The sequence below is a fragment of the Chloroflexota bacterium genome (genome assembly GCA_009840355.1).
Lineage (GTDB): Bacteria > Chloroflexota > Dehalococcoidia > Lucifugimonadales > JADFKI01 > Bin90.
The window spans coordinates 50,123-77,055 of record VXNZ01000050.1 but is presented as its reverse complement, the minus strand read 5'-3'; the positions used below and the strand labels follow the sequence as shown (position 1 = coordinate 77,055).

Annotated in this window: 26 protein-coding genes; 11 read left to right on the top strand and 15 right to left on the bottom strand. The window is 58.5% G+C overall.

Annotation, left to right across the window (positions count from 1 at the left end):
- Positions 1-82: 82 nt before the first annotated feature.
- The 3 genes from F4X57_13435 to speD all read right to left on the bottom strand — a co-directional run bounded on the left by F4X57_13435 (position 83) and on the right by speD (position 2,476).
- Positions 83-874: an HNH endonuclease gene (locus F4X57_13435; protein MYC08154.1), complete on the bottom strand. Its 792-nt coding sequence runs from the start codon at positions 872-874 to the stop codon at positions 83-85.
- 83 nt (positions 875-957) lie between these two features.
- Positions 958-1,887 carry a polyamine aminopropyltransferase gene (gene speE, locus F4X57_13430; GenBank protein ID MYC08153.1) on the bottom strand — a complete coding sequence of 310 codons (930 nt, stop codon included), beginning with the start codon at positions 1,885-1,887 and terminating at the stop codon, positions 958-960.
- A gap of 199 nt (positions 1,888-2,086) precedes the next feature.
- Positions 2,087-2,476: an adenosylmethionine decarboxylase gene (gene speD, locus F4X57_13425; GenBank protein MYC08152.1), complete on the bottom strand. Its 390-nt coding sequence runs from the start codon at positions 2,474-2,476 to the stop codon at positions 2,087-2,089.
- Between the two features lie 145 nt (positions 2,477-2,621).
- On the opposite strand from speD, the gene F4X57_13420 reads away from it, so the two are divergent.
- The 4 genes from F4X57_13420 (at position 2,622) to F4X57_13405 (ending at position 5,820) form a co-directional block, all read left to right on the top strand.
- Positions 2,622-3,386: a Uma2 family endonuclease gene (locus F4X57_13420; GenBank protein ID MYC08151.1), complete on the top strand. Its 765-nt coding sequence runs from the start codon at positions 2,622-2,624 to the stop codon at positions 3,384-3,386.
- Positions 3,387-3,923: 537 nt separating this feature from the next.
- Positions 3,924-5,129, top strand: coding sequence for a hypothetical protein (locus F4X57_13415; GenBank protein MYC08150.1), 1,206 nt, complete (start codon positions 3,924-3,926; stop codon positions 5,127-5,129).
- Between the two features lie 3 nt (positions 5,130-5,132).
- Positions 5,133-5,420, top strand: coding sequence for a hypothetical protein (locus F4X57_13410; protein ID MYC08149.1), 288 nt, complete (start codon positions 5,133-5,135; stop codon positions 5,418-5,420).
- Complete coding sequence (locus F4X57_13405) at positions 5,413-5,820, top strand: hypothetical protein (GenBank protein ID MYC08148.1); 408 nt, start codon at positions 5,413-5,415, stop codon at positions 5,818-5,820. Before F4X57_13410 ends, F4X57_13405 begins: the two co-directional genes overlap by 8 nt.
- 1 nt (position 5,821) lies before the next feature.
- On the opposite strand, the gene F4X57_13400 is transcribed toward F4X57_13405, so the two are convergent.
- The 3 genes from F4X57_13400 to F4X57_13390 form a co-directional block, all read right to left on the bottom strand.
- On the bottom strand, positions 5,822-6,682 hold the full coding sequence (locus F4X57_13400) for an amidohydrolase (GenBank protein MYC08147.1): 861 nt from the start codon (positions 6,680-6,682) through the stop codon (positions 5,822-5,824).
- A gap of 431 nt (positions 6,683-7,113) precedes the next feature.
- Positions 7,114-8,403 carry an MFS transporter gene (locus F4X57_13395; protein ID MYC08146.1) on the bottom strand — a complete coding sequence of 430 codons (1,290 nt, stop codon included), beginning with the start codon at positions 8,401-8,403 and terminating at the stop codon, positions 7,114-7,116.
- A 224-nt stretch (positions 8,404-8,627) separates the two neighbouring features.
- The gene (locus F4X57_13390; protein ID MYC08145.1) at positions 8,628-10,118 is read right to left on the bottom strand and encodes an MFS transporter; all 1,491 of its coding nucleotides are present in this window, start codon (positions 10,116-10,118) and stop codon (positions 8,628-8,630) included.
- Between the two features lie 121 nt (positions 10,119-10,239).
- Between F4X57_13390 and F4X57_13385 the strand changes: the two genes are divergently transcribed.
- Positions 10,240-11,184 carry a hypothetical protein gene (locus F4X57_13385; protein MYC08144.1) on the top strand — a complete coding sequence of 315 codons (945 nt, stop codon included), beginning with the start codon at positions 10,240-10,242 and terminating at the stop codon, positions 11,182-11,184.
- 54 nt (positions 11,185-11,238) lie between these two features.
- On the opposite strand, the gene F4X57_13380 is transcribed toward F4X57_13385, so the two are convergent.
- Positions 11,239-11,685, bottom strand: a complete 447-nt coding sequence (locus F4X57_13380; protein ID MYC08143.1) for a hypothetical protein — start codon at positions 11,683-11,685, stop codon at positions 11,239-11,241.
- 68 nt (positions 11,686-11,753) lie between these two features.
- Positions 11,754-14,687 carry a DEAD/DEAH box helicase gene (locus F4X57_13375; protein ID MYC08142.1) on the bottom strand — a complete coding sequence of 978 codons (2,934 nt, stop codon included), beginning with the start codon at positions 14,685-14,687 and terminating at the stop codon, positions 11,754-11,756.
- Positions 14,688-14,988: 301 nt separating this feature from the next.
- On the opposite strand from F4X57_13375, the gene F4X57_13370 reads away from it, so the two are divergent.
- The 6 genes from F4X57_13370 to F4X57_13345 all read left to right on the top strand — a co-directional run bounded on the left by F4X57_13370 (position 14,989) and on the right by F4X57_13345 (position 20,948).
- The gene (locus tag F4X57_13370) at positions 14,989-16,689 is read left to right on the top strand and encodes a thiamine pyrophosphate-binding protein (protein ID MYC08141.1); all 1,701 of its coding nucleotides are present in this window, start codon (positions 14,989-14,991) and stop codon (positions 16,687-16,689) included.
- A gap of 141 nt (positions 16,690-16,830) precedes the next feature.
- Complete coding sequence (locus tag F4X57_13365) at positions 16,831-17,880, top strand: LLM class flavin-dependent oxidoreductase (GenBank protein MYC08140.1); 1,050 nt, start codon at positions 16,831-16,833, stop codon at positions 17,878-17,880.
- A 50-nt stretch (positions 17,881-17,930) separates the two neighbouring features.
- Positions 17,931-18,710 carry a fumarylacetoacetate hydrolase family protein gene (locus F4X57_13360; protein MYC08139.1) on the top strand — a complete coding sequence of 260 codons (780 nt, stop codon included), beginning with the start codon at positions 17,931-17,933 and terminating at the stop codon, positions 18,708-18,710.
- Between the two features lie 48 nt (positions 18,711-18,758).
- Positions 18,759-19,124, top strand: a complete 366-nt coding sequence (locus tag F4X57_13355; GenBank protein ID MYC08138.1) for a four helix bundle protein — start codon at positions 18,759-18,761, stop codon at positions 19,122-19,124.
- 51 nt (positions 19,125-19,175) lie between these two features.
- Positions 19,176-20,126, top strand: coding sequence for a phosphotriesterase-related protein (locus tag F4X57_13350; GenBank protein MYC08137.1), 951 nt, complete (start codon positions 19,176-19,178; stop codon positions 20,124-20,126).
- Between the two features lie 354 nt (positions 20,127-20,480).
- Positions 20,481-20,948 (top strand): hypothetical protein, encoded by a 468-nt coding sequence (locus tag F4X57_13345; GenBank protein ID MYC08136.1) that lies wholly within the window; start codon positions 20,481-20,483, stop codon positions 20,946-20,948.
- Between the two features lie 54 nt (positions 20,949-21,002).
- On the opposite strand, the gene F4X57_13340 is transcribed toward F4X57_13345, so the two are convergent.
- The 7 genes from F4X57_13340 to F4X57_13310 form a co-directional block, all read right to left on the bottom strand.
- Positions 21,003-22,400: an aspartyl/glutamyl-tRNA amidotransferase subunit A gene (locus tag F4X57_13340; GenBank protein MYC08135.1), complete on the bottom strand. Its 1,398-nt coding sequence runs from the start codon at positions 22,398-22,400 to the stop codon at positions 21,003-21,005.
- Between the two features lie 2 nt (positions 22,401-22,402).
- Complete coding sequence (locus tag F4X57_13335; protein ID MYC08134.1) at positions 22,403-22,600, bottom strand: hypothetical protein; 198 nt, start codon at positions 22,598-22,600, stop codon at positions 22,403-22,405.
- 56 nt (positions 22,601-22,656) lie between these two features.
- The gene (locus tag F4X57_13330; GenBank protein MYC08133.1) at positions 22,657-23,796 is read right to left on the bottom strand and encodes a DUF91 domain-containing protein; all 1,140 of its coding nucleotides are present in this window, start codon (positions 23,794-23,796) and stop codon (positions 22,657-22,659) included.
- Positions 23,797-23,839: 43 nt separating this feature from the next.
- Positions 23,840-24,139, bottom strand: coding sequence for a HigA family addiction module antidote protein (locus F4X57_13325; GenBank protein ID MYC08132.1), 300 nt, complete (start codon positions 24,137-24,139; stop codon positions 23,840-23,842).
- A gap of 12 nt (positions 24,140-24,151) precedes the next feature.
- Positions 24,152-24,430 carry a Killer protein gene (locus F4X57_13320; protein MYC08131.1) on the bottom strand — a complete coding sequence of 93 codons (279 nt, stop codon included), beginning with the start codon at positions 24,428-24,430 and terminating at the stop codon, positions 24,152-24,154.
- Positions 24,431-24,585: 155 nt separating this feature from the next.
- Complete coding sequence (dgoD, locus tag F4X57_13315; GenBank protein MYC08130.1) at positions 24,586-25,737, bottom strand: galactonate dehydratase; 1,152 nt, start codon at positions 25,735-25,737, stop codon at positions 24,586-24,588.
- Positions 25,738-25,802: 65 nt separating this feature from the next.
- Positions 25,803-26,933 (bottom strand): NADH-quinone oxidoreductase subunit D, encoded by a 1,131-nt coding sequence (locus tag F4X57_13310; GenBank protein ID MYC08129.1) that lies wholly within the window; start codon positions 26,931-26,933, stop codon positions 25,803-25,805.

Sequence of the window (26,933 nt, the reverse complement as noted above, 5' to 3'; positions counted from 1 at the left end):
TACATGACCATTTTCCTCTGGCTAATATAGCACAAAAACTCTAATTGCATAAAGGATATTAATGCACATTATGAGGCACTTATCAGTGCGCGAAAACATTGTTCCTATGCCATTGGATAAAGTCGGTACGGGGAACAAATCGGCTTGGGAGTTTGATTTGTCGCCCCTCGTATGTCAACAACAAATCACGCACAGCGTCGTTTGTTGAACGCGAAACTTGCTCACTGACCATAATGGTGTAATCGTCCGCGACGGTGATTAGTCCCCTGTCAAACGCGCGGTCATGCAGGGCGTTCAAGCACAATCCATTTTGCGGATTTAGTTTTTCGGTGCTGTCGGATTCCGCCCAGGGCTTAATATGGCTTGCGACTAACAGAGTCTCTATGTCAATGCCGGTGATACAGCATTCACTTTCATAGGCAGATAATATCGCCTTACGGAAGAACGGCTGATTTTCCCTGACTCTGCGAACGGCCAGCCTTTCCCCACCCAATCTTTCGGGCAACTCCTTATTCTCAGGGACAGGGTCAACCGCAGGGGCATCGTCAAGTGTTTTCTCTTTTTCTGCGATTAGTCGCTCACTCTCCTCAATGAGCGTCTGCCAGTCATTGTGAAACTCGTCCCATATTTGTCTGTCTAAGCGAGATGCGTTGCGAAGTCCTGTTATGCCGCGTTTCTTCAATTCCGGGTCGAAGCTGCCAAAGTTCCCGATTTTCATGTTGACGGCAGAGGGGGAACGATTGACCAATTTAGCAAATCGTTGAACATCTGGATGGGACTTGTTGGAGTCCTTGAATGGAATCTGGCAGTACAGGTTGAACACTATGATGGTTTCTTCGCGTGTCCATCTACGAAAACCAGGTCTAGCCGCCATTTTCGTTCATCACCTGTTAAGAATTTTGGCTTTCTACCTGAAATGAATAGAGTAGAACTATATCACGCAAAGGGCGAAGCCTTTCACACCACAAACAGCGGAGACGCGCGCGTAATCACCTGTGTCTCTGCCGCCACCGCCTCGCGCAGGAACTTGGGGACGGCGAACATGCCACGGTGCGCGATGCCGTCGTAGCTGCGTAGCGCGCCGCTTCCCCCTGCGATGCGTTGGGCGATGCGGCGGTCTATCTCGCCGGCGGTGAGCGTGAGCACCGTGTCGTCGGGCGCGCTAACTACGAATCCCCAGGTCGTGCCGAATGATGGGATGAACGCTTCGCATAGGTGCGCGGCCGGGAACATGGACGCGGCGGTGTTCGCCACGGCGGAGAAGCACTGCTCGTAGAATGTCGCGCCCGTCGGTCCGGATTGCGCCACCATTATGCCGCCCGGATTCAGCCGCGATCGCAGCGAACGATAGAACTCCTGCGTGAATAGCAGGTACGCCGGACCTGCCTCTAGCGGGTCTGGCACATCGATGATTGCGATGTCGAAGCGCTCGTCGGTTGTCTCGATGTATCGCAGCGCGTCCTGGTGCAGCAGCGTCAGGCGCGGGTCGTCAAACGCGCCTTGGTGGTGATTCGGCAGGTGCTGCCTGCACATGCTCACGACCAGCTCGTCTAGGTCAACCATTACCACGCGCTCGACGGACTTGTGCCGCAGCGCCTCTCGCGCCGTCGCGCCTTCGCCGCCGCCCGCGATGAACACCGAGCGCGGTTCGGGATGCGCCAGCATTGCCGGCTGCACGAGCGCCTCGTGATACACGAATTCGTCGAGTTCCGTGGACTGCGTCTTGTCGTCCAGCACCAGCGTCCTGCCGAAGCACTCGGCGTCGTGGATGAGCACATGCTGATACGGCGAGTCGCCCTCGAACAGCACCTCGCGTATGCGCTCGAGCTGCATCAAGCCTTCGGTGATAAGTTCGTAGTGCCAGTTGCCTTCGGGCGGAGTTCTCATGGAATTATTACTTGCTCGGATATACGGGGTGGGTCGCGGAGTATAAGTTTCTTCGCCATTAAGGGGAAGGTTAGGATGGGTGAGGTAGTCTGAAAATGCCGATAAGGGCGCGCGTTCTACGAAGTCGTATCTTCATCAGCGCAAGGCGCCGGCGATGTCCCCGGTCGGCGCGATGCCGCCGTATGTCAGTCGTCAGTGGTCAGTCGCCGAACGCCGCGGACAAGGACGCGCTGACGCCGCCGCGCTGCACTTCGGTGATGTCGCATTGGCGGGATTGCAGGCTTTCTGCGATGAAGTTTGCCGCCTTGCGTGGCTTGAAATCCTCGCCGCAGGTGAAGATGTCCACGGCTGCGTAGGCGTGTTCGGGCCAGGTGTGGATGCTGATGTGCGACTCGGCGATGCAGACGATGCCGGTTACGCCGATGGGCGAGAACTTGTGGAACACCTCGCCGACGATGGTGGCGCCCGCCTCCTCCGCGGCGCGAAGCAGCACTCGCCGGAGCAGCGGCATATCGTCGAGTAGCGATGGGTTGCAGTCGTTCAATTCCACCAAAAGGTGCGTGCCTAGCGCCCCGTACCTCTCATTCAATCACCTGCCCTCCCTAAACAAAGTTCATTAATTATGAACGTTTATCGTCCAACTTTCAATTATAGATGCGCGGGGAGATAAGCAGTTTCAGAAATCTAACCCCTACCCCGCCTGTGGTAGAATCAATCGTAGCAAGGAGGCGCTTATGACCACACCAGCCACGACTTCCATAGTTTATCCAGATTCGGATGGTATGCCATTGCCTGATGGAGAGTATCAATCGCCACTGTTTTCTGCGGCAGTCAGTACCCTAAGACTTTTCTTTCGCGATGTTCCCGGCAGCAGAGTTAACGGCGATACTTTCATATATTATGTTGAAGGCAACCCGCGCATTTTCTTTTCACCGGACTGCTATGTGGCGACTGATCTTTCAGAGGAATCCATAGAATCTATAGTGCGCAGAAACGTCTATCTGACATGGGAAGTGGGAAAAGCGCCTGACTTCATTCTTGAGATAGGCTCGCCAAGCACGGCGCAGAATGACTTGGGCAGCAAGAGAGACCTGTACGCCGAATTAGGCATTCGCGAGTACTGGAAATACGATGGTACGGGCGGCGATTTCTACGGCGAGCCGCTTGTGGGTGAACGGCTTGTGGACGGTGAGTATCAGCGTTTGGAGAGGCGTGTCGAGGCTGACGGAAGTGTGTGGGCACACAGCGATGCGTTGAATCTTGACCTCTGGTGGATAGATGGCGAGTTGCGGTTCTGGAATCCGCTTGCCGAGCAGTGGCTGCTGAACCATGAACAAGAGCATCTGCGCGCTGAAGAAGAACGAATAGGCCGTATGGCGGCAGAGTCTCGCGCGGACGAAGAGCAAGCACGCGCGGACGAAGAGCGAGCACGCGCTGAACGAGCCGAATTTCGTCTGGCGGAGATGGAAGCCGAACTTCGGAGGCTGCGCGGCGAGTAAGCGCTGCCTGTTCTTTACACGCAAATCCGCCGCGCTTTGTTGCGTTATTCCTCTGTCCGTGAGCCATCATCGTAGGCAATTAGCGACCTTTGCAAAGCCCTTGCAGCGCTGGACAAGCGCCACACGCCACTTGTTTTAGATTTCCAAGTACCGTGCCAATCGGCAATATAGATTGGCTTCCCTTCTTTCGCATTCCGCTTTTCTTCGGGACGGGCGCCGCGCCACCTTGCCGTGTTTATCTATGCAGGTCTCGAACAGGCATCGCGCAGAACATGCCCGCTGAATATCGCCGCTTGCGTATATTGCCCGTATTACTGAAATTGCCGCTAGTCTATCCACTAATTGTTCCCACTAATAGCCACCAATCGTCTGACGGCAGCGGGCGTCTGCTAGAATAGCGACATCGGGGCATCGTTGCCTCGTGGCATGGGCGAATAGACAGGCACACTACGGACAAATATACGACACAGGTCGGCGACATTTGCGCCGGTCAGGTTTTTCATGGGACGTTAGGCGTCAGAGAGTTGAGGGAGCGCCATGAAGTGGAGTTCGGCAATATCGGAAGAATCTACCCTTACCGGCGCGTTCGAGGATTGCGCGCGCAGGCTGGAGGACGAACTCGGCGGGCTGGCGGCGCATATAATAGTGGCGTTCGTTTCGCCGCACTACGCTCACGAATATCAGGCGATGACGGGGCTCGCGGCTGATCGGTTCGGCGATGCGCTGCTGGTCGGATGCAGCGGCGGCGGCGTCATCGGCGCAGCGACCGAGGTGGAAAATCGCCCAGCACTCGCGCTCACGGCGGCACATTTGCCTAATGTGCAACTGACGCCGTTCCATATCCAATACGGTGCGCTGCCCGACGGAGACGCGCCGCCGGACGAATGGGGCAGTTTGGTCAACACGCCCATCGGCGCGGATGTGGACTTCCTCATCCTCGCGGACCCGTTCAGCATGCAAGGCGAGCAGCTGCTGATGGGACTGGACTACGCATTCCCGCGCAGTGCGAAGATTGGCGGGCTGGCAAGCGGCGCGCACCAAGAAGGCGGCAATGCGCTATATCTCGATGACGAAACCTACACCGATGGCGTTGTGGGCGTGGCGTTTGAGGGCGATGTGCAAATCGACACGGTTGTCGCGCAGGGATGCCGTCCCATCGGCGAGCTGCTGCACATCACATCGAGCCGGCGCAATATCCTGCTTGAAGTTGACGGGCGCACGCCGTTCGAGGTGTTGAAAGAGATATTCATAACGCTGGACGAACGCGACCGCGAACTTGCGCAGCACTCGCTGTTCTTGGGCGTAGTGATGGACGAACTGAACGACGACCCGCAATTGGGCGACTTCCTGATTCGCAACATCGTGGGTGTTGACGCGCAGCGCGGCGCGCTCGCAGTGGGGGAGATGCTGAAAGAAGGGCAGACTGTGCAGTTCCACCTACGCGATGCCGAAACATCGTCGCAGGACTTGAGCGCGATGCTGGAGCAATATGTCTCCGAATTGCCACAATCCGGGCGCTCCGAGGCAGGCGCGCTGCTGTTCCAGTGCCTTGGTCGCGGGTCGTACCTGTACGGCAGACCGGACCACGACACGAGCATGTTCACGGACATGGTGGGTGCCGTGCCGCTGACCGGCTTCTTCTGCAACGGCGAAATAGGGCAAGTGGGCGACGCAACATTCCTGCATGGCTACACTAGCTCATTCGGGATTTTTCGTCCGAAGCACAGAGATATGGAGGTATAACAGATGGTTAGAACCACAAAAGACTATGAGAACGAGTTCATAGAGATACCGACGGGCCCAGGCAAGCACGGCGAACCGATAATAAAGGGAAAGGGTCCAAAGGTTTGCCTGTTTGCATCTGATGCCAGATACCGTGGACTGACGCCCGAGGAAATTTTGAATAATGGATGGAAAGGCTACCTCACCTTGGAGGAAATAAATGCCGCACTTGACTTCGCCGAGAAGTACCCCTGGCTGATAGACTGGGACAGATACAAGCCTGAACCTGAAGAGGTCTGGCATCGTGATTGAGCATCTCTACTTCGATGAGAACATGCCGCGTGAAATGGAAGGCATTCTGCGCGGCATGGGTTACACGGTGCATACGGTTTATGAAGTGGGAACTTCTTCAGAGGACGATGCTACACACCTTCGACTGAGCGCGGAAAGAGATTGGGTGCTGGTGACTCAGGATCGCAGGGACTTTCGCAGGCTGCACTGGCTTTGGACGGCGCTCTACAAATGGGGCGTACTGCATGAGGAGCACGGCGGCATTCTGACAATTTATCAGACGCGGCTTTCTACGCCATACCTTGATTGGGCGGCGGCTATTCACGACTTTCTTCAACCGCGCGACACGCTGAGGGGTGAGATGCGCATGTGGCGTCCTTCACAAGGCAGGTGGGAAGAAGAGCCTGTGAAGCTGATGTGAACTACGCCAGCCCCAGCAGGCGCGCGGCGTTCCCGCCTTGTATGGCGGCGCGGTCTTGCGGCGATAGATTAGCGGCGGCGATTTCGGCTAGCAGGCGGCGTGGGCGCAGGAGCGAGTAGTCGCTGCCGAATAGCGCCTTATCCACGCCGACTAGCGACGATACCGTCGAATAAATCTGCGGCGTGTACAGGAATGGCGATGCCGCGCTGTCGAAATAGACATTGCGCAGCGCTGCTTTAACTTCCGGCATCAGCGCGTAGAATGGCAACCCGCCGCCCCAGTGGGCACAGACTATCGTGGCATCCGGGAAGTTGCCGATGAATCGCATCAGGATGTCCGGCGTAACGCTGCCCTTGCCAGCGTAAATGTGTCCCACAGGCTCAGACGAATGCGTATTCAGGATTAAACCGCGCTCTTCGATGACCGACATTAGGCTTGCCATCGTGTCCCTGTCGCCGAGGTCGAATGCCTGCGTATCCGGGTGCAGCTCGCCGATGCCGCTCAGTCCGGCGTCCGCGCATCGTTCGGCTTCACGCGCCGCTAAGTCGCAGCCGTTCGCAGCCGTACCCCACGCCGGATTGACGCTCGCGAAACCTACGATGCGTCCTTCGTAGCGCTGTGACGCTTCGATGATGTAGTCGTTCGCCTCGCGCGCGGTGTCATGGTCTGTCCAGCCGATGCCCATCGCTACCGCGACATCCACGCCGTCTTCGTCCATCGCGGCAATCAGGTTTTCGGCGGTCGCCATGCGTGCTTTGGGATTGGCGTACAGCGCGGCGAATGTACGGTCTCGCCGTATGTGTCGCTCGCGGTTCTTACGCATGGACGGCGGGAATATGTGCGTATGGAAGTCGATAATCACTTGGAGCGGGGTGTTATGCTTTGCCCAGAGGGTTTCATCTAGTCTTTATTGGCTGGCTATAATTGCCGCGGCTGCGCCTATGACTGCCGCGCCTTACTTGTCAGGCGTCAATCATAGCAGACATTCGTCTCGTAATCCGAGTTTATACCGCGAAACCCAGGGCAATCGCATCTAATTTGTCTGACGCGAAACTTCGGAAAGTCAGCCGTCGCCACTTCTTTCAAACGGCAGATATTTGCTGAAATACACAATCTAAAGAGTTGTTCAGTCAAATACACAGCCGATATTCACTCAATCAGATACATCAGAGCAATCATTATTCCAAGCATAGCAAGATGCGATTGCCCTGCCGCGAAACCCGAAGATGGCATAATGCATACAATGCCCCTTTCCTAACCTTCCCCCTTAGAGGAAAGGGATCATCAAGGTTGCTATTGTATCCGGCGGAAGTGGGGATACGCGAAGGCGAATATGATAGTCAGTCCGGTCAGAATCATGCCGCTTATGCTGAGCGCCTGCCCCGTGCCGATTACTTCGGCGAATTCGCCGAACGGTATCGCGCCGATGGGCATCAGCCCGAACGTCATCATGAACAGGCTCATGACTCGACCGCGCTTCTCGGGGTCGGCGTATATCTGCGACAGGGTCATGTTCAGCGACATGTAGAGCGAGCTGAGGAGGCCGTTAATGACAAGGAAGAATATCGCGGAGACGAACTCGGCGGAGAACGCGACGCCCACGACGGATATACCCCATATCACGCTGATGACGAGAAGGATTATGCCACGATTGCCGAGGTTCCGCATAGACGCCAGCCCGAGGGTGCCGACCAGAGCGCCTATGCCCATAACAGCCATCAGGTAACCGAGGTCGAACGATGTTACGTTGAGCTGCTCGCGCGCCCACGCGGGCATTAGGGCGAAGAGCGTGAAGCCGAACATCGCCGGCAGAAACGCCATGATGATGAGGCCCCTGAGTGTCTTGTCTCCCAAGGCGTAATTCAAGCCTTCCTTGATGTCGCCGGTTACGCTTTTGCGTGGCCCGCTTGCCCGGACTCCCATGCTCTTGACGCGCAGAACGGAAAAGCCAGAGATGACATACACGATGGACACGATATAGAAGACGAGAGCGGTGCTGAAGAAGGCAATGAGAATGCCGGCGACTGCAGGTCCTGCCGCGCGCGTCAGGTTCATGGATGCGTTGTTCAGGGCGACGGCGTTCATCACGCGGTCACGCGGCACAATCTCGGATATGATGGCTTGGCGGCTTGGCATGTTGAGCGCGAACATCGAGCCGTTCAGCACTCCCAACGCCATCAATGCGCCGAGCCAGATGGTGCCGGTGGCGTCCATCATACCCACGACAAGGGTGAGAGCGGCGTTCCCCAACTGGCTGCCGAATATAAGGTACTTCTTCGGCATTCTGTCCGACAGCGCGCCGCCGAACAGGGAGATAATAGCCATCGGCGCGGCGAACGACACCATCGCCCAGGTTAGCGCGGACGGCGAGTCGTTTTCTAGCCGCAACACAAGCCATCCGCGGGTAATCATTTGCATGTTCATTGCGGTGAACGACGCAAACGACCCAAGCCAAATCCAGCGAAAGTCGGGGATCGCTAGTGTCTCGGCGATGGGAGATTGCCTGAGTCGCTCAGCGAAGGACTGCCGTTCGGCGGCACCGGCGGCAGTGGACGCCGGCGCCCTTATTGTGCTCTGTGCCAAAAATGCCTACCTTAGCCGGGCGGCAGACATGTCCGTTGTCCGATGCAACTTGCCGCCGCGTGTTATCTACCTTGACGATAGCACCGCACCCCGATGTCGTCAATCGTTTCAGCGCCTACATAATTTCATCGATACAATTAAGGTCGATGGACAGGAAGTGCAGGATACAACGCGCCAAGCCAAATCCTGCCCATCCTGTATTTCCCTGTATGTGAATGTCAATTTCACCGCCGCGCGCCAACCGTGTCGGGCGTCAGGTCTGCCGGTATTTCGGGTTTTGGGTCGGTCTTGAATACGGATGCTATCGCGCCGATGATTTGCAGCGTCGCCATTGTTAGAAACGCCGTCTGCAGCCCGTCCAAGAACGAGTCCAGCAGTGCCGAGCCGGGTGCCGCGTCGAGCACGGCGTCTATCTTCACTTCAAAGCCTGCGCCGACCATTACAGCGGTAACGATGGACGCGGCGACTGCCGTGCCCGTCACATTGCCGGAGTTGCGAGATAGGTTCACGAACGCAGCGACCACGCCGTGCCGCTCCGGCGTAGCCGCGCTGAATATCGACGCGGAGTTGGGCGATTGGAAGAGTCCGGACCCGATGCTCTGCAAGAGTATGCCGGCGATTACAATGACTATGGATGTCGATGCGGAGAGGAATGCGAGGACAACCAAACCGCTCGCGGACAGCAGCAGCCCGATGATGTTGAATGGCTTCCAGCCGTATCGGTCGGACAGGCGTCCGCTGACTGGCCCCATCACAATCCTGCTTGCGGCATTGGGCAGCAGCGCCAAGCCCACCAGCGCCGGTGTGTATCCCAGCGCCGCCTGAAGGTAGAATGGCAGCAAAAATCGCGACGACGTTATGCCCAAGAACGACATGAAGTTCGTACCGATGCCGATGCTGAACACCCTGCTGCGGAACATTGACATATCCAGCATAGGCGACGATGCGCGCATTTCCCACCAGATGAACGCTACTAGGAACGCGAAAAATCCCATCGCGCCGAGCATTATCGGCGGAGACGTCCAGCCCATGCGCGAGCCGTTGGACACGGTGAGCAGGAAGGATAGCAGCACCGCGGTGGACAGCGCCGCGCCTGCGTAGTCGTAGCTGCGGTTGCGCGAGTCCTGCCGGAACACATCGCCGCGGATTATCAGCAGCACGACAATCATCGTGGCGATGCCCATCAGGATGTTGATGTAGAACAGCCACCGCCAGTCGAATGCGGTTATCAGGAAGCCACCGGCGATGGGACCAAGCACGCCGCCCGTACCAACGACGCTCGCATGCGATCCGATACCTTTGCCGCGCTCTTCGCTGGGGAAGACGGTGGTAATCATCGCCATGCCGGTGCCCTGCGTCATCGCCGCGCCAAGCCCCTGCACGGCTTTGGCGGCAATCAGCGCGATAATGCTGCCAGAGGTCGCGGCGAATATAGCTGCCGCGACAAAGATGACAAGCCCGACGACATATATGAGCTTCCTGCCCACGATGTCGGATAGCCTGCCCATCGGCAGCAGAAGGGCGCTTATCGCCAGCCCTTCTGCTATGACAACCCACTGCACCGTCGATAGGTCAGCGTCGAAGTACTGCGCGATGGTCGGAAGTGCGACAGACATACCGCCGTGATTGACGACCGAGGTCAAAGTCCCCAGCGCAACGGCGGAAAACACCCACCAGCGGTAAGTCGGCTTGTCAACAAGTGCGGATGCAAGCATGTCCCTGATTCTAGCAGAAACTACGATGCCCTATTCTCAACACCGGAATTAACAGGATAGACAGGATGTATAGGATGGTATAATCGCCTTTCAGTTGATATTTGCGTAGGAAGGTTTGGCTATGCTGATTCCGTTTGCGGGGGCTTATGACTTGCGCGCCACGCTTTGCGGCGGGCAGGCGTTCCGGTGGCGCGATGAGGGTGATGGCTGGTTCGGCGGCGTGATATTTGGCAATGCGGTCAGGATGCGCCGCGTCGATGATGGCATCGAGTTCACGAGTGCGCCGGACAGGGAGGCGTCGCTTGAGCCGCTTGTGCGCGACTATCTTCGCGTGGACGATGACATGGACGCGATATACACGGCGCTGAGCGAGGACGAGCATCTCGCTGACGCGGTTGAGCGGCATCGTGGGCTGCGTGTGCTGCGACAGGAGCCTTGGGAGTGCCTAGTATCCTTCATCTGCTCTGCGAACAACAACATCCCACGCATCACGCAGAACGTCGAGAACATGGCGGCGAACTATGGCAGTGCGCTGCCGCAGTTTGATATGTCGCCGGAGGATAACGGCGATTCGGGTGTGGAGTCGGCTGGCAGCAGAAGCGCATTCCCGCCTCCCGGCGCACTATGCGATGCCGGTGAGCAAGCATTGCGCGACCTGAAGTTAGGCTTTCGCGCGCAGAACGTGATAGGGGCAGCGCAAGGGATTGTCGCGGGCGACGGTCCGGATTTGTACGCGCTGAGAGAGTCAGAGTACGACCACGCGCTCGCAGAATTGGTCAAGCTGCGCGGAGTCGCGGACAAGGTGGCGAACTGCGTGCTGTTGTTCTCGCTGGACAAGCCGCAGGCGTTCCCGGTGGATGTGTGGATAGTGAAGGCGCTGCGAGACTGGTATCCGGACGCCCCCGTTCCACCGCCACTAAACCGCAACGGCAACAAGTCCGCGCCCACCGAAAAACAAAAGCGCGAGATGCGCGAGTGGGCGCTAGACCGCTACGGCATGCACGCCGGCTACGCGAACCAGTACATGTTCCACCATAAGCGCTATTTGGATGGCGCGTCAGGATAAGCCGTGCAGCTTCGTGCGGATGATATGATTTCGCGTGGCAAGCGAAGTCAGGCGCTAATCGTCGTCCTCATCCCCAATATCAATCGGCAGGTTTTCGAAAGGAACGCCGTTCTCTTTCGCCCATGCGCGCAGTTTGGCGTGCGTCCGCCTGCGCTCTTTCTGAACGCCGATTTCAACGCCTTCCGTGCGCCCTATCTTGATTCCCTCCTCGAGTTGTTTTTTTCTTAGCCAGCTTGCTAGAACCATTATTGCCTCCACACATAGCGCGACGGCTAGGGCGTTCATTGCGGCGCCACCACCCAGGGGACCTGATGACCTTACGATGTCGCGCGCTATCTCGCTGAACGAATCGCCTTGCGCCTGCTGTATGCGCGCGTATGCTTCCATCGTCACCAGCGGTATGTATTGCGCCAAGAATATGGCGAAGTACGCCCCGATTGCCTGGGGCGCTATCGACCATATCGCCACTCTTTGCTCGGAGTCGTCGCGCAGGGTTGTCAAATTCTTCCATTATCCGTAGTCTGATTTAGCGACAGTATAGCATGGGAGAACGGATTCGTATCGCGCCGCTAACCGTGCAGCTGCTTCCGGACAACCGCTGGTATCTCGTGTAGGCTGCACTTCACTTGGCGGGCTGGGGGTAGGGAGCGCAGGAAGGCGGAGCCGTAGCGGCTGCCGGTTACTCTGCCGTCTAGGATTACGACCACGCCTCTGTCGGTTTTGGTGCGGATTAGGCGGCCGAAGCCCTGCCGCAGACGCAGTATCGCGCGGGGCACGCTGTACTGCATAAAGGCGTTGTCGTACAACTCGGAGCGCGCCTGGAAGACTGGCTCATTGGGCACATCGAAGGGCAGTTTGGCGATTATCAGTGCGCTGAGCGCATCGCCGGGCAGATCAACGCCCTCCCAGAAGCTGGCGGTGCCCAGCAGCACGGCGCGCGGATTCTGCATGAAGCGGCGCACGATCTGAGCCGGCGGACCATCATTGCCCTGCTGCAAGACCTCTATGCCGCGCGCCTTCAGGTCGTTCCTGATGTTGGACGCCGTCTTGCGCAGCGCGCTGTACGATGTGAAGAGCGCCATCGTGCGTCCATCGGCGGCGATCGCGGTATCCTTTATAGTGTTGTCCAGCGCATCCTGATACGCCCACGAATTCGGCGCGGGTATGTCGTTCGGCAGGCAGAGCGCGGCGACATTCGGGTAGTCGAATGGAGAGCCTAGCAGCAGTGCGCGCGCGTCCTTGAAGCCGGTGCGTTCCACGATGTGATTGAAGTTCTGCTCTGTGCTGAGCGTCGCGCTGGTCATTATGACGCTGCGGGTCTGCGAGAATATCAGGTCGTCCAGATGTTCCGCGACATGCAGCGGCGCGGCGTGCAGCGACAAGTCTTGGCGCTGTGCCGACAGCGTGAGCCAGTAAATTGCGTCGTCCTCCGGCGCGACCACGAATTCGTGCAGATTGCGGCGCAGCGTATCGTTCGCCTGCGCTGCGTCGGCAAGATCGTTCATCAGCGATTCGTAGTTTAGCAAGCCCGCCTCGTCCATGCCTTCCAATGCCTTGTGCAAATTCCCCAGCAGCTTGCCCAGTTCTAGGAGCGCAAGGTCCGCGTTCTCCCAGCCGATTTCTATCTCGGACCACTTCGGATTCGCCCGCATGCCCTTCGTGACGCGAACCTGCTGCGCGTATGCCGGCTGCTGGCGTCCGCTGTCCGTGGGCTTCACCATCGTTCCCATTTGCGCCAAAGTACGCGGGACATAATCGCGCACGCGGGGCATCAGCCTCGCAATCTCATCGACGACCGTATCCACGGTTTCCTTGCGGTCTGTAACATCCGACAGCGCGGTGCGGAATGCCATAGTTGCCTGATTGGGCAGCCCGGCGTCGCCGCTTAGATTCTGGAAATGTTCGCCGAAGCGCGCCTGCGTCAGCTCGAAGCCGAGATGCTTGGTGGCTTCCTCTTCGAGATGGTGCGCTTCGTCGATGATTAGCACATCGTAGTCCGGAATTATCCTGCCTACGAGCGCGTTCGACAGAAGCAGCGCGTGGTTGACGACAATCAGGTGCGACGCGGCGGCGCGTTCGCGGGCAGCGCGCAGGAAGCAGACGCTCTCATTTCGCATACAGCCACGCGCGTTGTTCGCAGACAACCTGTCCCACGGAGCGGCTGCGTCGCGATGCCCTAAGTTGATTTCGGCGCGGTCGCCGCTCGCGGTCGATTGCAGCCAGAGCATAGTCTTGGCGAGCAGTCGCGCCTCTTCAGAAGTCGGCTCGGAGGCGTACATTGCGTTCCAGCGGCGCATGCACAGGTAATTCGCGCGTCCCTTCAGCGAGGCGAATCGCAGCCCGTCTTCGTCTTCTTCGCCGTCGTCGTCCGCAAACTTCAGCGCCTCTACGAGGATGGGCACATCCTTGTTCAGCAGCTGCTCTTGAAGGTTTATGGTGTTGGTGGAAATGACCACGCGCTTGCCGTTGGCGAGGGCGTAGAGCGCGGCGGGCAGCAGGTACGCGAGCGACTTGCCGACGCCGGTGCCCGCCTCGATGATGATGCGCTCGCCGTCGTTGATAGCCTCCGTAACCGCCTGCGCCATCTGTACTTGTTCGGCGCGCGACTCAAAGCCGTCCAGCGCCCGCGAAAGCTCGCCGCCTTCGCTGAACATCGACGCGACCATATCCGCATCGATGGGCGTTATTCGCTCGTTCTCTTTCAGCGCACCGCCGCTGTGCAATCTGCGGGTGATGCGCTGCATATCCAATCCGTTCAAGCCGACTTTAGACTCATCCTCGTCTGAATTCGCATCCTGTATAGACGCATCGGACGATTCCGCAATCGCTGACGATGTTAGAGGCGGGTAACCGCCGGATATAACGCGCGGGTTGGCGGCGATGCCATCAAGCAGATACGACATCGACCAGCCAGACGATTGCGCTATACGCTGCATGGCGGCGAGCGTCATCGGATCGAGCGCGGCGGCGTCTTCCAGCAGGCTCAGGAAGAGCATTTTGCTTACAATGGCGTCATAGACAGCGCGGTGCGCCCTGTCCTGTTTGCGCTGCTTGCGGATATTCGGAAGTTCCAAGTTCTGCGCTAATTGTTCCAACGCGTAACTCGGTTCGTCCGGTCGCAGAACATACGCAAGGTCGTATGTATCCACGATGGGGTTCGGCAACTCGATACCGCTATTTCGCAAGAAGCCGAGGTCAAAGCCTGCGTTGTGTGCGATGAGGGGCGCAGTGCCAACGAATGCGACGAATTCAGGCGCAACGCGGTCGATGGTGTCCGCGCGGTCTAGCTCGCGCTGTTGAATGCCGGTCAGCGCCGTGATGAAGGGGGATATTCTCCGCTGTGGATTCACGAAGCGCTCGAATGTGTCGAGCGTTTTACCGCCCTGAAACTTGGCAGCACCAATCTCGATAATGGCATCGCCTCTATCGGCGTTGAGTCCGGTCGTTTCGAGGTCGAAGGCGACCCAAGCATCGTCAAACGGATCGGTGTGGATTGAAAGCAATGTGGCGACTCTCAGTTGGGCTTTGTGTGGCGTAATCCGGGCTTGCCCCCTTACTCTAACCTTCTCTACTAATCTTTCTCGAAGAGGGCGGAGAGATAAGGCGGTAGGGCAACGATTAATGTTAGCAGGATTTCGAAGAAAGCGCACATAGTTTCTGGTGCAATTTATCGGATATTTAATATCATTTCTTGGTGGGGGGGACGACTATTGAGACGGCTATTGTGCAATCTGCGCGTGGTTGTGCCTAAAGGCGTAACAATCTAACATTAGGGAGACCAAAAGAATTGATGAGAGGTTAACAATGACTACACCAAGTTCGGGGATGGTGAGCGGCAGTGAGCTGATTGGCAGGGCGCTGGCGCTTGAAGGCGTGAAGAATGTGTTCACGATTGCGGGCGACCATGTGCTGCCCGCACTGGATACGATGGCGGATATGGGCTTTCGCTTCGTGGACACGCGGCACGAGCAGGCGGCGGCGCACATGGCGGACGCTTGGGGCCGCATTACCGGCGAGCCGGGCGTGGCGATGTACACGACGCCGGGCTTTTCCAACGCAATACCCGGTCTCGCCAACGCGCAGCACTCGGAAAGTCCGCTGCTGTCCATCAGCGGCTCCGCGGAACTCGCTGAGCTGGGACGCGGCGCGATGCAAGAGATCGATCAGGTCGGCATGGCGCGTCCCGTCTGCAAGGGCGCGTGGATGGTTACCGACACGCGGCGCATCCCGGACATGATAGCGCACGCCCTTCGCGTGGCGTACAGCGGGCGGCGGGGTCCCGTGCATCTGACCATTCCGGTTGACATTCAGCAGAACATGGTCAGCGAAGACGAAGTCGCGCTCTACGCGCCGAACGAATATCGCGGCATCGGCGCGGCACAGGCATCGCAGGCGGACATCGAGCAGGCGATTGCGATATTGCATGCCGCCGAGCGCCCGCTCATCGTCGCGGGCAGCGCGGCGGCGTACTCGCGCTCCGGCGAGGTGATGCAGGCGTTCATCGAGACGACACGCATCCCGCTGCTGACAGAGGGAGACGCGCGCGGTCTGGTGTCGGACGAACATCCCTACTGCCTAGGTTTCTTCGATCAAGGGCTTAGTCAAGCGTCGCGCAAGATACGCGATGCGGATGCCGTGCTGATGCTCGGACGCAAGCAAGACCTGATTATCGGCTACGCAATGGCGCCGACGATAGGCGCGGACGCCGCCGTCATACAGATCGATCCGTCCGAAGCGGAAATCGGGCGCAATCGCGGGGTGGCGGTGGGAATCGCCGGCGATGTCGAAGCCACGCTGCGGCAGCTCACGGCGGAGGCGGGCAAGCATGCGTGGTCGGACTTGCCCTGGCTTAACGAACTTCGCGCAGAGCGCAGGGCTTGGCAGGAGCACCTGGAATCGCTGGCAGTGCCGGACGCGCCGATGCATGCGATGTTTGTGCACCGCACCGTGATGCAGCAGCTGTCGCCGGACGACTACCTGATATTCGACGGCGGCGACTACTGCCATTTCGCGCGCGCGTACCTGCCTGCGCGGTTTCCCAAGAGCTGGCTGTATGTAACGCCGTCCGGCATGCTTGGGCACACGATACCGACTGCGCTCGCGGCGAAATTGGCGCATCCGGACAGACGGGTAATCGCGTTCAGCGGCGACGGCGCGTTCGGTTTCAACGGCATGGAGTACGATACGGCGGTGCGGCACAACCTGCCGTTCGTCTGCGTGATGGGAAACGACTCCGCGTGGGGCATCGACCGGCAGATTCAGCTTGGGGTATATGGCAAGCCCGTCGCCACCGACCTGCTGCCCACGCGCTACGACCAAGTGGTGCGCGGACTAGGCGGGCACGGCGAAATCGTAGAGAACCCGGAGGAACTTCATCCCGCGCTCGAACGCTGCCTGAAACTGGAACGCCCTGCGCTCATCAACGTGCAAGTGCAGCGCCAAGTCAGCCCGCGCGGACAGTCTGCCATCAATCGGTGGAAAAGCCACACGATAGTGCCGATTTAGCGCATATAGGTCTCTTTCCATGCCTGCCAATGCCCCGATAGGGCGGGGAATTAACATCGATGGACAGGATGGGCAGAACGAGCAGGATGAGGGATGAACCGTGCGCGATGCAGGCCCGTACAACCTGAGAAATAAGGTGCAATATTGAGCAGCAATATACAACTCAGTGTCGTGGACCAGTCGCCGGTGCGGAAGGGCGGCACGGCGCGAGACGCGCTGACGGAAACCGTCGAGCTGGCGCGCGCCGTCGAGCGGCTGGGCTACCGGCGCTTCTGGGTGGCGGAGCACCACAACTTGGCGAACTTCGCCGGGACTAGCCCGGAAATCCTCATCGGGCAGATTGCCGCGAACACGGAGAGCATTCGCGTAGGCAGCGGCGGCGTGATGCTGCCACACTACAGCGCGTTCAAGGTCGCCGAGGTGTTCCGTATGTTGGAGACGCTCTTCCCCGGCAGGATAGACCTCGGCATTGGGCGCGCGCCGGGCAGCGACCAGATTACGGCGGCAGCGCTGTCGTATCCGCGTCCGCAACTCGATGTGCGCCACTACCCGGTCGTCGTGCGCGATCTGCTGAACTTTCTGCACGACACGGTGGACGGCGAGCATCCCTTCGCGTCGCTGCACGCCGGTCCCGGCGAGTTCACCACGCCCGATGTGTGGCTGCTCGGCTCGCGTGCGGACAGCGCGGCGATGGCAGCCGAGATGGGCTTGCCGTTCAGTTTCGCGCACTTCTTCGGCCTGGCGACAGAGCACGGACCGGCGATCGCCGAGATGTATCGGCAGAACTTCCAGCCGTCCGAGTATCTGTCCGAGCCGAAGGTGAATGTCGCGCTGCAGGTATTGTGCGCCGAGACGGACGAGGATGCGCAGCGAATCGGCGCGAGCCGCAATCTGTCGCGAGTGCGCTCGGTGCAGAACATCCGCGAAGGCGTGCCGCCCATCGAAGAGGCGCTCGCATACGAATACCGTCCCGACGAATGGGCGTATCTGTCGAAGCTAAAGGAAAGCTACATCGACGGCACGCCCGAGTATGTGCGCGACAAGATAGAGGCGCTCGCGTACGCCTACGACACCAACGACATCGGCGTCGTAACGATATGCTACGATTTCGCGGACAGAGTGCGGTCGTATGAATTGGTCGCAGAAGCGTTTGGGCTGGAGAAATTTAACAGCGATGAACAGGATGGATAATCGAAAGACGCTGTTGGATATGTGCTGTTGGATATGTAAGGAGGCTTGCAATGCGCTGGGTAAGATATGAAGCGGATGGCGGCGCGGCTTTTGGGATTGTAGAAGGCGATGAGATTGCGGAGGTGAGCGGCGATCCGTTCGATGGGTATGAGCGCACGGGCGGACGCAGCGCGCTTGCGGATGCGCGGCTGCTCGTGCCTTTTGAGCCGAAGACGTTTTACGCGGCGGGTGTGAATTACGAAGAGCATGTGCGTGAGGCGGCGGCGCTGCTCGGACGCGAGCCGGATATTCCGCAAAAGCCGGATATCGGCTACCGTGCGAACAACGCGCTTATCGCGCACGGCGAACCCATCGTCAAGCCGGCAGACTCCACCGAGCGCTTTCAGTACGAAGGCGAGCTGGTGGTGGTTATCGGTAAGGAAGCGAAGCACCTGTCAGAAGAGGACGCGCTGTCCTGCGTGCTGGGCTACACTATCGGCAACGACGTGAGCGAGCGCACCTGGCAGGCAGGCGACCGCACGATGTGGCGCGCCAAGAACAGCGACACTTTTAAGCCGATGGGCCCGTGGATCGAGACCGATGTTGACCTGGACTCGCTGCGGACGACGGTACGGCTGAACGGCGAAGTCGTCTCGGAGTTCGCCACTAACAACATGGTCTTCGGCGTGGAAACATACATCAGCGCGATGACACGCTACCTGACGCTGTATCCGGGCGACATGATATGGATGGGCACGGACGGCGCGACGGACAACATGAAGGTGGGCGACGTGTGCGATGTGGAGATAAGCGGTATCGGCGTGCTGAGTAATAGTGTAGTTGGTCAGTAAGTCGGTATATCGGTTTGTCGGTATATCAGTAAGTCAGAGGTTTACGCGGTGCAGGATTTCAGGAACTTGAGGGTATGGAAGCATGGTCATCAGTTGACTCTGGATGTGTACAATATCACGCAAAATCTTCCGCGCAATGAGCAATACGGATTGACCAGCCAGCTACGCAGGTCGGCGGCATCCGTCCCCGCCAATATCGCTGAAGGCTGCGGTAGGTATGGCAATGCAGAGTTGAGACGCTTCTTGCAGATAGCCATGGGTTCTGCCAGCGAACTGGAATATCACATACTGCTGACGCGCGACTTGGCATACATTGACAACCAGACTTACGATAGAGTTAACCAGCAAGTAATTAGCGTCAAGCGTATGCTCGCTTCATTGATTACCGCCTGCGTTAAGAAAGCGAAGTTCTGACTAACTGAAATACCGAAATACTGACATACTAAAACCGGAGGTTTTACCGATATGGCGACGATCAATTCGGTGCTGGGGCCGATGGACACGGCGGACTTGGGATTCACGCTGTCGCATGAGCATGTGATTGTGTCGTCTGCGGGGATTCAGCAGGTTTACCCGGAGTTCATAGACCGCGCCGGCTCTATTGAACGCGGCATACGCGACCTTAAAGCGGCATACGACGAAGGGCTGCGCAGCATGGTCGATGTTTCGACAATCGACTTGGGACGCGACGTCCGCCTCATCGCAGAGGTGTCGCGTGGGTCGGGCGTGAACATCGTCTGCGCGACCGGCACTTGGCGCGACATCCCGCGCGTGTTCTGGACGGCGACGCCGGAAGACATCGCGCCGCTATACATCCGCGAGATTGAAGAAGGCATCGAAGACACCGGCATAAAGGCGGGGATTATCAAGGTCGCCAACGACATGGGAGGCGTTACGCCGGAGGGCGAGGTTATCCTGCGCGCGGCGGCTCGGGCGCAGCGGGTAACAGGCGTGCCAATCTCCACGCACACCTGGGCGCCGGAACGCGTCGGCGACCAGCAAGTCGCCATTTTCGAGGACGAAGGCATCGACCTGAACAAGGTGTATATCGGGCATAGCAACGACACGGACGATATGGAATACCTGACCGGCTTGCTGGAAAAGGGCGTTTGGGTCGGGCTGGACCGCTACCCCGGCAGACCGGAAGCGCTCGACTGGGAGGCGCGAACGCAGACGGCGTACAACCTCATCGAGGCGGGCTACGCGCGGCGCATAATGCTGGGGCACGACTGGGCGGTGACGCTGCTCATCGCCAATCAGGAAGCGCGGCAGATGCGCGAAGTTCTGAATCCGCACGGCTACCTGTTCATCACGCGGCAGGTGCTGCCACGCCTGCGTGAATTGGGCGCGACCGAAGAGGACATCCACAACATCATGGTGGACAACCCGCGCCGCTTCTTCGAGGGGCGGCAATAACATCGCCCACCGGCGTTAAACCTCCATCATGTGATACATGTTGAAGAAAAGAGAGGGGCTTCCCCGACTAGCGGGAAAGCCCCTCCCTGGTGTAGAAGATGCTCCTGGGAACACCTACCTGGAGCACCTCCTCATACTACTATCCAATGCAGCAACCTCCTTTCTAGAGACCCTCAGTTAGCTTTCGGCCACCACCCATCTGTCTCTGGTTACCTATTATACACATACTTCGCCAGAATTGAAGGCGAAAGCCGCCGCCGAATTTTTAGCAAAGGTTCGCCATCCCGCCCAGGATGGGGCTTAAAGGATGGCAGAATCGGGACAGGGAAGCACGGACATCAACGACGGGCGCAAATGCTACAATTATCCATGCCCCAACATTCACCTAGTCATATCCCCCTATGGGGCAGGTTAGAATGGTGCAAAGCAGTACGCCTAGCAACAAAGACAATAAGGAAATTAACAATGATTGACGGCATCGTGGGCGTGATAATTTGGACAGAACACATGGAATCGATGACGGCGTTCTACCGCGATACGCTGCGGCTTCCCGTGCATGTCATACGGCCGGACTTCGTCGCATTCAGGTGGGGCGACATGCGCTTCAACATCGGCGAGCACTCCGAAGTGAGCGGCAAGAACGCCGAGCCGCAGCGCATTATGGTGAACTTCGGCACATCGGAAATCCACGCGCTGCACGAACGGCTGACCGCCTCCGGCGTGCGCTTCGTCAGAACGCCGGAGCGCGAGCATTGGGGCGGCTGGGTCGCCACCTTCAAAGACCCGGACGGCAACCTGTTGCAGTTGCTGCAAGCGCCGTAGGTTTGACTTAACTTGATTTACAGGGTGGGGAGGATTGGGCTCTAGCGCTCTCCGTTACACTGCCGGGCGGCGCTCGAATAAGCGGGCTTGCCGTTCGTAGGCGTGGGCGGCGCGGAAGACCGTCGGTTCATCGAAGGGCTTGCCCGCGATTTGCAGCCCGACGGGCAGGCCGGCCGGCGTGAAGCCGCACGGCACGGATATGGCGGGCATGCCGGTCAGGTTGTACGGTCCGGTGAAGCTTGGCACGCGCGAGGTGGTCATGGCGTCCATCGCGTCGAAGCGCGGCGCCGGGTTGGACATCGTTGGCGACACGATGACATCGACATTGCGCAGCACTTCGGCGAACTCGCGCTTGAGCACGTTGCGTACGCGCTGCGCCTGCACATAGTCGCCGCCTGAGAACAGCCCGCCCGTGCGGAATCGCGCGCGCACCATCTCGCCGAAAAGCTCGGGCGTGTCGCGCAGGTTGTTCTGGTGATAGGCGAACGCTTCGCTGAGCATTATGACCGGCTGCGCTGCGCCTGCGTGCTCCAGCATGGGGATATTGACCTCTTCGACATGCGCGCCCAATTCTTCCATGACTTGCAGGGCGTCGTCCACCGCTGAGAGAACATCCTTGTCGATCGTGGGGTCGTCCGCGAAGAAGAAATGGCGCGGCACGCCGATACGCATGCCTTCAATGTCATCTATCAGCGACTCGGAGTAGTCCGGCACCGGCGCGCGGCTGGTCGTCGGGTCTTTCGGGTCATAGCCGGCAATCGCCTGCAACATAATGGCGGAATCTTCGACAGTCCAAGTCATGGGCCCGCAGTGGTCGAGCGTCCAGCTCAGTGGCACGACGCCGTAGCGGCTCACGCGCCCGTATGTTGCCTTGATGCCGGCGATGCTGCAGAACGCGGCCGGTCCGCGAATGCTGCCGCCGGTGCAAGAGCCGAGCGTGCCCATGCACAGCCCGGCGGCGATGCCCGCGCCGGAGCCACTGCTCGATCCGCCGGGGATGTGGTCGAGGTTCCACGGGTTGCGCGCGAGTGGAAAGCCGTTCGTTGGGTCGGGGCCGCCGAGCGCGAATTCGTGCATGGCGAGCTTGCCTAGCAGCACAGCGCCCGCCTCTCTCAGGCGCGCCGTCGTGGTGGCGTCCTCAGTGGGAACGCGGTCTGCCATTACCTTGGAGCTTGCGGTGGTGAGGACGCCTTCAGTATCGTAGAGGTCCTTGAGGGCGATGGGTATGCCGTGCATGGCACCGCGATAGTCGCCGCGCAGGATTTCGGCTTCCGCCTGCCGCGCCTCAGCCATAGCGCCGTCGTGCAGCACCGTGATGTAGCATTCAAGCGTGTCGTCGAGCGCGTCGATGCGCTCGAGGAATGCGCGGGTAAGCTCGACGGGCGATAGCTCGCCGCTTTGCAGCAGCCCGCTTGCTTCGCCGATGGTGAGATAATGCAATTCTGTGGTCATGGCTACACCTCCGGGTCCCAGCCCGGCGAATAGACGACCGCCAAGTCTTCGGCGTCAAGGTTCAGCGCATTCATGCGGGCGATGGGTTCAAGATAGTGGTCGTACATCGGCTTGAGGTGCTCAAGCTCGTCGTCGGTGAGGTTGAGACCGGCGCGCTGCGTGAGGGCGCGGAAGTCGTCGGGGGTGGTTTGTTGGGGCATGGGGGTGGCTCCTTCTTGGGGTTTGACATTGATGGACGGGATGGAGGGGATGTTATCTATTGGTTTGACAATGCCTCCTCTCTGGCGGCGTCATACGCCTTGCAGACCTTCTGCGTTAGCGCCGTCAGCGTTTCTCTGTGTTCTTCCCAATCGGCGAGCGACCGTAGCGGGTATTTGATTTCATGCTTAATCTGTTCAAAGTGTCGCATGGCCTCATACCCACTATCCGCTAATTCGACTCTTTCAAAATTGACGCCTTCGTCCCTGAGTTTGTTAATCTCGTCGTCAGACGCAAAGTGGACAGCTGCCGGATGAAAACCAAGATTTACATAGTCGCCGTTGGAAATTTCAACAAACAGCGTTACGGCTTTGTTTTTCCATTCCATTCCCGGAAAGTCATACCATGAGTAGTCCAAGCTGAAATTCATCCGTGTGGTTGAATAGCCTTTGCTGAACCTGCTGTGTTGCCTTCTGAACATGATCTCTATTTCGGTCAGCACATTTTGGACATCCGTCGGCAGAGTTTGAGCTTTCCTCTCAAATTGCGCTCGACGATTTCTGTGGCGACTGCGCGGGCCTTGGTTTACTGGTATTCTGTCGCTGCCCACCTCTACATTTCTGGCAAGTAGTATTTTGCCGTCGGTGTTGGCGAAGCCGTAGAATGTTAGCAACGAAATGTCCATTCCACCACTCGCCATATAGCCCACCATGCGTTCAGTAGTGTCATCAACGCCTAGCCCTACAAGGACCATCCTGGGAGGCTTAAGGGCTTCAAGGTCATCCTCTGGCAACTCGTTGCTTTCGCGCAATTTGCTATACCAGTCCTTGAAGTCATCAATTTTCTCGATTCCATACTTGCCCGATTGTCGCTCTATATGACTGCTCAGGTCGTCCTGTTCCTTTGTGTCCAGGTCTGAAGCATAGTCTATCACCTGCGCTACTGCGTCACGGTTCAGCCGTCCGCGCTTCAGTTCGTACACAACAAGCCTGCCGTCGGTGTCCACGCCGAGCAGGTCGAGCCATCCACCTGCGGTTGATGTTTGCCGTCCAACTAGCTGTAAACCATCTTCGAGCATGTCCGGGTTCCGAGTCAGGATGTCCTCAAGACGTCCTTCGGTTTCCATCCGGTTCGTGGTGTCCAGTTGCGTTGTAGAAGTTCCATCGCCATCAACGGACCATATCTTGGTTTCTTCCATGTCGTCCAGCTTTCACCTTGTCCTGTACATCAACGTCAGCCGCTTAATCGGCCGTATTCGCTGCGGCGAATCGCTCGACCTTGATTTGTTCGGCTTGCTCTCGCGCTTGCCACAGGTCGTGAGCCATCTGCAATCTCAGCCATGTCTCCGGGGTTGAGCCGAACGCCTGCGAGAGCCGCAGCGCCATGTCAACCGACATGTCCGACTTTTCATTCACGAGATTGGACAGCGCCTGCCGGGTTATGCCTAAGCCTTCAGCGGCGCGCGTTACGGTCAAGCCCAGTGGTTCGAGACATTCATACTTAACGATTTCTCCGGGATGGGGCGGGTTGTGCATAGGCATAGCAGCGTCTCCTTAGTGGTAATCGGTGTAATCGACATCGGCGGCGTTACCGTCTTCATCGAACCTGAAAGTTACTCGCCAGTTCGCCGATACCCAGACAGCGTAGTGTCCTCTGAGGTCGCCCGTCAGGGAGTGCAGACGAAAGCCCGGTATGTCCATATCCCTTGGCGTGCTGCTTATATCTAGGAGGCCGAGAATGCGCTTCAACTTCCGCAAGTGTTGGGGCGCTACCCTGCGCTCGTTGCCGTTGTAGAGAGCTTCGAGCCGACGATTTCTGAACGACACTATCATGCCAACAGACTACGGGGTTGCGTTGTCAAGTGTCAAGTGTCAGTTGACAACAATAGGACTGAGCATAATTCATTCACTACACCCCCATCCTAACCTTCCCCCATCGAGGGGGAAGGCACAAAATTCATCTTGCTTATCCTGTACATCGATGTGAGTTATGGTCCCTCGTCCCAGATTTGGGCGGGCGAGCGCGGCGGGAAGGGCTTGTATGGATAGGCGGCGAGGCGCTCTTCGTCTAGGTCTATGCCTAGTCCGGGGGTATCGGGCAGTTGGATGTAGCCGTCTTTGACCTCGAAGGGGTTCTTGGCGATGTCGTTGCCGAGGTCTTCGAGGTTGACGAAGTATTCGGTTATGAGGAAGTTGGGTATGGCTGCTGAGACTTGTATGGTTGCTGCCAAGCCGACGGTGGTGCTGTTGAAGTTGTGCGGCGAGATGACGACGAAGTATGGCTCTGCCATTGCCGCGATTTCCTTGAGTTCTAGGATGCCACCGACGTTGCAGACATCGGGGTTGAGGATGTCTGCCGCCTGCTTCTCGAAGACCTCGCGGAACTCGAACTTGGTGTAAAGCTCCTCGCCGGTCACGACGGGGATGTTTATCTTCTGGCGCACGGAGGCGAGCGCGGGGATGTTCTCGGCGAGCACGGGTTCTTCGTACCAGAACGGGCGGTACTGCTCGATCTCGTGGGCGATGCGGACGGCGTGCATGGGCGCGAGTCGGCGGTGCATCTCAACGAGTATGTCCACATCGGGACCTACGGCTTCGCGGACGGCGCGCACATTCGCCACGGCTGCGTCTTCCACTTCCTTGCCGACAAATGTGCGCCAGCGTCCGGGTATGGGGTCGAACTTGAGCGCGGTGAAGCCTGCTTCTATGACCTCGGATGCGCGCTCGGCGAGCGATTCGGGCGTGGGGTTGCCGCCGGACCAGCCGTTGGCATAGACGCGAATCTTATCTCGACACGCGCCGCCGATGAGCTTATGCACGGGCGCGCCATAAGCCTTGCCCGCGATGTCCCACATGGCGTGCTCGAGGCCGCTGATGGCGCAGTAGTAGTCCATCGCGCCGCGCCTGCCGGCAAAGTCGTCGAATGCCATCTGCATGAAGTGCTTGATGTTAGTGGGGTCGCGCCCGATGAGGTAGCGCTTGAGCTGCTCCACATGCGCGACAATCTGTGTGTCGCGGTCGGACTGCGTGTAGCACTCTCCCCAGCCATGTATGCCCTCGTCCGTGTCAATCTTCACGAAACACAGGTTTTTCGCCTTGCCCGGATGCACAAGGTGCGCCGTAATGTCAGTGATTTGCATGTAATCCTCCGAGATTCTGTTCTTGTCGTTAACGCTATCCTACCTCATCCTGTTAAACGCCCGCGTTACCTGTCCACTTCGCCCAGGATGATGTCTATCGAGCCGAGAATCACCACGGCGTCGGCGACATAGGCGTCGCGTAGCATGTGCTGGAACGCTTGCAGGTTGGCGAATGACGGCGCGCGCACTTTGACGCGATAAGGCTTGTCCGTGCCGTCGCTGACCAGGAAGACGGCGAAGTCGCCGCGCGGCGATTCCGTGCGGACATACACCTCGCCCTTTGGCGGACGCGGGCGCGCTATGCGCCTATCGCTTGCCATTACGGGACCCGACTCCATCGACGCCATCGCCTGCTCGATGATGCGAACGGATTGGCGCATCTCTTCCACGCGCACATAGTACCTGTCCCAGCAGTCGCCGTATGTTCCGACGGGTATGCCGAAATCGAAGCGGTCGTAGATGGAATACGGCTCGGATATGCGCACATCTTCCGGCACGCCGCTCGCTCGCAGCGCCGGTCCGGTGATGCCGTAGTCTAGGGCGTCTTCAGCGCTTATTGCGCCGATGCCCTTCGTGCGCGCGAGGAACATTTCGTTCTGCGATAGAAGCGCGTCACACTCGGCGATGCCTTGCCGCAGTTGCTCCATAAGGCGGTGCATGCGCGCCGGGAAGTCGGCCGGTAGGTCTTCCTTGACGCCGCCGATGCGGAAGTAGTTGTGCATCAGGCGCGCGCCGGTAACGCTCTCGAACAGTTCTTGAATGCGCTCGCGCTCGCGAAATCCGTAGAGCATCGGCGTCATCGCGCCCATGTCCAGCCCATAGACGCCGTAGAAGAGCAGATGGCTTGCGATGCGGTTCAGCTCGGCGAGTATGACGCGGATGTGCTCGGCGCGTTCCGGCACTTCGATTCCCATCAGCTTCTCGGTGGCAAGCACGAAGGCGAGTTCGCAGTTCAGGTTGCCCACATAGTCGAGGCGGTCGAACAGCGTGATGACTTGGCTATATAGCTCGCCCTCGCAAAGCTTCTCCGAGCCGCGATGCAAATAGCCTATATGCGGCTCCGCCCGGACGATGCGCTCGCCGTCCACCCAAATGACGACGCGAAACACGCCATGCGTGCTAGGATGCTGCGGTCCCATATTGACCATCAGGTCAAGAGCGTCTGCTTGATCGGTTTGCTGTTGGTGGAGTTGCAT

What these genes read in the sequence shown, in the direction of transcription:
- F4X57_13435 (MYC08154.1), bottom strand. Translation starts at nt 874, where the DNA reads ATGGCGGCTAGACCTGGTTTTCGTAGATGGACACGCGAAGAAACCATC.
- speE (MYC08153.1), bottom strand. Translation starts at nt 1,887, where the DNA reads ATGAGAACTCCGCCCGAAGGCAACTGGCACTACGAACTTATCACCGAA.
- F4X57_13420 (MYC08151.1), top strand. Translation starts at nt 2,622, where the DNA reads ATGACCACACCAGCCACGACTTCCATAGTTTATCCAGATTCGGATGGT.
- F4X57_13415 (MYC08150.1), top strand. Translation starts at nt 3,924, where the DNA reads ATGAAGTGGAGTTCGGCAATATCGGAAGAATCTACCCTTACCGGCGCG.
- F4X57_13410 (MYC08149.1), top strand. Translation starts at nt 5,133, where the DNA reads ATGGTTAGAACCACAAAAGACTATGAGAACGAGTTCATAGAGATACCG.
- F4X57_13390 (MYC08145.1), bottom strand. Translation starts at nt 10,118, where the DNA reads ATGCTTGCATCCGCACTTGTTGACAAGCCGACTTACCGCTGGTGGGTG.
- F4X57_13385 (MYC08144.1), top strand. Translation starts at nt 10,240, where the DNA reads ATGCTGATTCCGTTTGCGGGGGCTTATGACTTGCGCGCCACGCTTTGC.
- F4X57_13370 (MYC08141.1), top strand. Translation starts at nt 14,989, where the DNA reads ATGACTACACCAAGTTCGGGGATGGTGAGCGGCAGTGAGCTGATTGGC.
- F4X57_13360 (MYC08139.1), top strand. Translation starts at nt 17,931, where the DNA reads ATGCGCTGGGTAAGATATGAAGCGGATGGCGGCGCGGCTTTTGGGATT.
- F4X57_13350 (MYC08137.1), top strand. Translation starts at nt 19,176, where the DNA reads ATGGCGACGATCAATTCGGTGCTGGGGCCGATGGACACGGCGGACTTG.
- F4X57_13345 (MYC08136.1), top strand. Translation starts at nt 20,481, where the DNA reads ATGCTACAATTATCCATGCCCCAACATTCACCTAGTCATATCCCCCTA.
- F4X57_13340 (MYC08135.1), bottom strand. Translation starts at nt 22,400, where the DNA reads ATGACCACAGAATTGCATTATCTCACCATCGGCGAAGCAAGCGGGCTG.
- F4X57_13335 (MYC08134.1), bottom strand. Translation starts at nt 22,600, where the DNA reads ATGCCCCAACAAACCACCCCCGACGACTTCCGCGCCCTCACGCAGCGC.
- F4X57_13330 (MYC08133.1), bottom strand. Translation starts at nt 23,796, where the DNA reads ATGGAAGAAACCAAGATATGGTCCGTTGATGGCGATGGAACTTCTACA.
- F4X57_13325 (MYC08132.1), bottom strand. Translation starts at nt 24,139, where the DNA reads ATGCCTATGCACAACCCGCCCCATCCCGGAGAAATCGTTAAGTATGAA.
- F4X57_13320 (MYC08131.1), bottom strand. Translation starts at nt 24,430, where the DNA reads ATGATAGTGTCGTTCAGAAATCGTCGGCTCGAAGCTCTCTACAACGGC.
- dgoD (MYC08130.1), bottom strand. Translation starts at nt 25,737, where the DNA reads ATGCAAATCACTGACATTACGGCGCACCTTGTGCATCCGGGCAAGGCG.
- F4X57_13310 (MYC08129.1), bottom strand. Translation starts at nt 26,933, where the DNA reads ATGCAACTCCACCAACAGCAAACCGATCAAGCAGACGCTCTTGACCTG.